At 42.7% G+C, this 3,390-nt stretch carries 1 protein-coding gene and 6 tRNA genes; 3 read left to right on the top strand and 4 right to left on the bottom strand.

Annotation, left to right across the window (positions count from 1 at the left end; genetic code table 11):
• Window positions 1-23: 23 nt before the first annotated feature.
• The 4 genes from K5Q73_RS21165 to K5Q73_RS21150 all read right to left on the bottom strand — a co-directional run bounded on the left by K5Q73_RS21165 (window position 24) and on the right by K5Q73_RS21150 (window position 440).
• Window positions 24-99, bottom strand: a tRNA-Val gene (locus tag K5Q73_RS21165).
• Between the two features lie 37 nt (window positions 100-136).
• Window positions 137-212: transfer RNA gene (locus K5Q73_RS21160), tRNA-Val, on the bottom strand.
• Between the two features lie 37 nt (window positions 213-249).
• Window positions 250-325 (bottom strand) — tRNA-Val (locus K5Q73_RS21155).
• A gap of 39 nt (window positions 326-364) precedes the next feature.
• Window positions 365-440: transfer RNA gene (locus tag K5Q73_RS21150), tRNA-Val, on the bottom strand.
• 1,195 nt (window positions 441-1,635) lie between these two features.
• Here K5Q73_RS21150 and gltX point away from each other — a divergent pair.
• The 3 genes from gltX to K5Q73_RS21135 all read left to right on the top strand — a co-directional run bounded on the left by gltX (window position 1,636) and on the right by K5Q73_RS21135 (window position 3,380).
• The gene (gene gltX / locus K5Q73_RS21145; protein WP_220765792.1) at window positions 1,636-3,045 is read left to right on the top strand and encodes a glutamate--tRNA ligase; all 1,410 of its coding nucleotides are present in this window, start codon (window positions 1,636-1,638) and stop codon (window positions 3,043-3,045) included.
• Between the two features lie 104 nt (window positions 3,046-3,149).
• Window positions 3,150-3,225: transfer RNA gene (locus K5Q73_RS21140), tRNA-Ala, on the top strand.
• 79 nt (window positions 3,226-3,304) lie between these two features.
• Window positions 3,305-3,380: transfer RNA gene (locus K5Q73_RS21135), tRNA-Glu, on the top strand.
• The last annotated feature ends 10 nt before the right edge of the window (window positions 3,381-3,390 follow it).

The raw sequence follows: 3,390 nt of genomic DNA, 5'->3' as shown, positions 1-3,390 counted from the left end.
GTTTTAATTCTTTACGAAAAGAATGGTGGTCGATACTGGGCTCGAACCAGTGACCCCCTCCTTGTAAGGGAGGTGCTCTCCCAGCTGAGCTAATCGACCTGGGATTTCATAATGTTTTAATTCTTTACGAAAAGAATGGTGGTCGATACTGGGCTCGAACCAGTGACCCCCTCCTTGTAAGGGAGGTGCTCTCCCAGCTGAGCTAATCGACCTGGGATTTCATAATGTTTTAATTCTTTATGAAAAGAATGGTGGTCGATACTGGGCTCGAACCAGTGACCCCCTCCTTGTAAGGGAGGTGCTCTCCCAGCTGAGCTAATCGACCTGGGATTTACACAATGATTTAATTCTTTATAAAAAAAAATGGTGGTCGATACTGGGCTCGAACCAGTGACCCCCTCCTTGTAAGGGAGGTGCTCTCCCAGCTGAGCTAATCGACCTCGCTGTGTGGGGCCGTATTATAGGGAGGAACGATCTACTGTCAACGCTTTTTTCAGATAAAATAACGACTACGGTTCAATTTTGCGCGTGTTGCTGCATAGTTAATCAGAAGCTTGCCATCTAAAGCCATAAGTGGCTAAAAGTTAGCTTAACCGATCTTTGTCGGACGGTTTCGTTTTACTCGAATGCTGAGTATACGGAGTAATTCTTATATTAAAAAGTATGCATTTGTTCATTGTCGAAATTCAAGAGATGCCATAGGTCGAAAAGATTTGCATGTATTTTGTACTAGCGGGTGAGTTCACATCGCGAGGGTAATCGCTTATTTATTGGTAAAGTGGTTTTGCATGCAGCAATCCGGTTTGAAAACTTACCTATATAAAGAAAATAAACGGTTGCTCTTTCGTGGTTTGGCTCATTTTGTACGCATAACGCTTATTGCAAAGTTAATTAGCGATAAACCATCATCGCTAGTTCAATAGACTTATATTGATATTGCCGTTCGTATTTTCTTAATGCGAAATGATTACTCATTCTCTAGCTTTTTTAGTACATATTCTTTTGTAACGAAAGATACGAAAGAGTAAAAGCGGTTGCAGAGGAGAGAGGAAGATTAAGCTGTAACTGAGCACATGACGACTAAATGAATGATTTCATACCGAGCTATCATTCATCATTCAAATGCTGGCAGTGTTATTTTAGAGGTAGAGGTAGAGGTAGAGGTAGAGGTAGAGGTAGAGGTAGAGGTAGAGGTAGAGGTAGAGGTAGAGGTAGAGGTAGAGGTAGAGGTAGAGGGTACCCGTATCGTAGTTGTATCTGTTTCAGAGTAATGATGAGGAACGATATGCTGTTGTATGAGTATTGCCAAAACCTGAGTCGATCCGAACCATAGTTTATGTTCTATAGATGCACAGCAAATTATTGGTTGGCTCTATAATAAGCAGCCTTTTGTGACTCTACAATTATCCTCTCTTGATACTTTTATTGAAAAGGGCGTATCAAGAGATATTACAAGCGATGGTTTAGAGAGTAGGGCTGTGGCAGCAATTGAGTGTTTGATGCACTGATTTATGCCACAAAATTTACCATATAACAGTAGATCTATTTTCCCTAGCTCTTTTGGCTGTTAGAATATGCACCACATTCATTAGTACAGTCTATTATTTAGGCTTTCTACATAGGTCAATGTCCATTATGACAGTTAAGACGCGTTTTGCTCCAAGCCCTACCGGCTTTTTGCACGTTGGTGGTGCTCGTACAGCACTTTATTCATGGTTATATGCACGCGCAAACCAAGGTGAGTTTGTTTTACGTATCGAAGATACCGATCTTGAGCGTTCAACTCCAGAAGCGTGCGCAGCAATTTTAGAAGGCATGGAATGGCTTAACCTGAATTGGGATGAAGGTCCTTACTATCAGACCAAGCGTTTTGATCGTTACAACGAAATCATTGCACAGATGTTAGAGCAGGGCACTGCATATAAGTGTTACTGTAGCCGTGAGCGCATTGAAACAATGCGTGAAGAGCAAGCTGCTAATGGCGAACAGCAAAAGTATGATGGTTGCTGCCGTGATAAAGCCCCACGTGATACTGATGAGCCATTTGTTGTGCGTTTCAAAAACCCAACAGAAGGTAGCGTTGTATTTGACGATCACGTACGTGGCCGCATTGAATTTGCAAACAATACACTAGATGATTTGATCATCGCTCGTACTGAAGGCACACCGACTTATAACTTCTGTGTAGTAGTAGACGATTGGGATATGGGGATTACCTGTGTTGTTCGTGGTGAAGACCATATCAACAATACACCACGTCAGATCAACATCCTTAAAGCATTAGGTGCACCAGTACCTGAGTATGCTCATGTATCGATGATTTTAGGTGATGATGGCGCTAAGCTTTCTAAGCGTCATGGCGCAGTTGGTGTTATGCAGTACCGCGATGATGGTTACTTACCTGAAGCACTGCTTAACTACTTAGTTCGTTTAGGTTGGTCACATGGCGATCAAGAAGTGTTCTCTATTGATGAGATGAAGCAATTCTTTAGCCTTGATGATATCAACAAAGCAGCCTCTGCTTTTAATACAGATAAGCTAATTTGGTTGAATCAGCACTATATTAAAGAATCTGATCCAGAATATGTAGCTTCTCACTTAGAGTGGCACATGGCTGATCAAAACATTGATACAAGCAATGGTCCAAAACTATCTGAAGTGGTTTCTGCATTATCAGAACGTGCAAAGACACTAAAAGAACTTGCAGCATCTAGCCGTTACTTCTTTGAAGATTTCGCAGAGTTTGACGAAAATGCAGCTAAGAAACACCTAAGAGGTGTTGCACTAGAGCCACTGCAGTTATTCCAAACTAAATTGGCTGGTCTAAATGAGTGGACTTTAGAAGCAATTCATCAAGCAATTGAAGATACCGCTGCTGAATTAGAAGTGGGCATGGGTAAAGTGGGTATGCCATTACGTGTAGCCGTAACAGGCGCAGGTATGTCTCCTGCTGTTGATTTAACCATATTCTTGGTTGGAAAGGCCCGTACAGAGCAAAGAATCTCCAAAGCGATTGAATTTGTAGCAAATAGAATAAATTCGTAAAAAACGGGTTGACTCTTTTGGGTGCGCTGCATAGAATGCGCCACGCAGTTGAGACACAGCCAACGAGTAGTTCGCGGTGCACTCAAAAGTGATTTAGTTAGTGAGGGGCCTTAGCTCAGCTGGGAGAGCGCAACACTGGCAGTGTTGAGGTCAGCGGTTCGATCCCGCTAGGCTCCACCATCTAACTGATTTAAGCATTAAATCTTAGCCTACAGGGTTTAATGAGTATTCACTCTTTGCAGAGTCTAATGCAGTCCGGGTCCCCATCGTCTAGAGGCCTAGGACACCGCCCTTTCACGGCGGTAACAGGGGTTCGAATCCCCTTGGGGATACCACTTATTTTAA

This window comes from Shewanella sp. MBTL60-112-B2 (assembly GCF_019655055.1).
GTDB lineage: Bacteria > Pseudomonadota > Gammaproteobacteria > Enterobacterales > Shewanellaceae > Shewanella.
Note: the sequence above shows the minus strand (reverse complement) of the source record. Positions and strands in the feature narration are given on the sequence as shown.